This is a genomic window from Streptomyces hilarionis, assembly GCF_024539675.1.
Lineage (GTDB): Bacteria > Actinomycetota > Actinomycetes > Streptomycetales > Streptomycetaceae > Streptomyces > Streptomyces hilarionis.
In genome coordinates this window covers 1-261 of the sequence record NZ_JAHHIT010000766.1, presented here as the reverse complement: position 1 = coordinate 261, position 261 = coordinate 1, and the positions used below count along the sequence as shown (strand labels likewise).

The window sequence follows — 261 nt, the reverse complement described above, 5'->3', positions numbered from 1 at the left end:
GAGCCCTACCTGACCGGCTTCAACCCCCCGGTGAAGTCCAGGTTCCAGCGGATGTGGGAGCGCCGGGGGAGGACCATCTACCGCTTCGAGCTGGTGCGGCCCTCGAAGGACTCTATCTTCTCCCGCACCCAGCCCGGTATGGGGACGGCGCGGCCCTCCTCCGCCGAGAAGGAGACGTAGACGATCTCGGCGTCCAGCACCGTGCGCTCCTCTGAGGTCTCGCCGTGCGGCAGGATCCTGAACCGGCCGGTTAAGCTGGAG

1 protein-coding gene is annotated in these 261 nt (G+C 67.4%); it reads left to right on the top strand.

Going from position 1 to position 261, the window contains the following annotated elements; all coding sequences use genetic code 11:
- On the top strand, positions 1 to 180 hold a 180-nt coding region (locus KMS84_RS40285), incomplete at its 5' end, for a hypothetical protein (protein WP_256921615.1).
- Positions 181 to 261 lie beyond the last annotated feature (81 nt).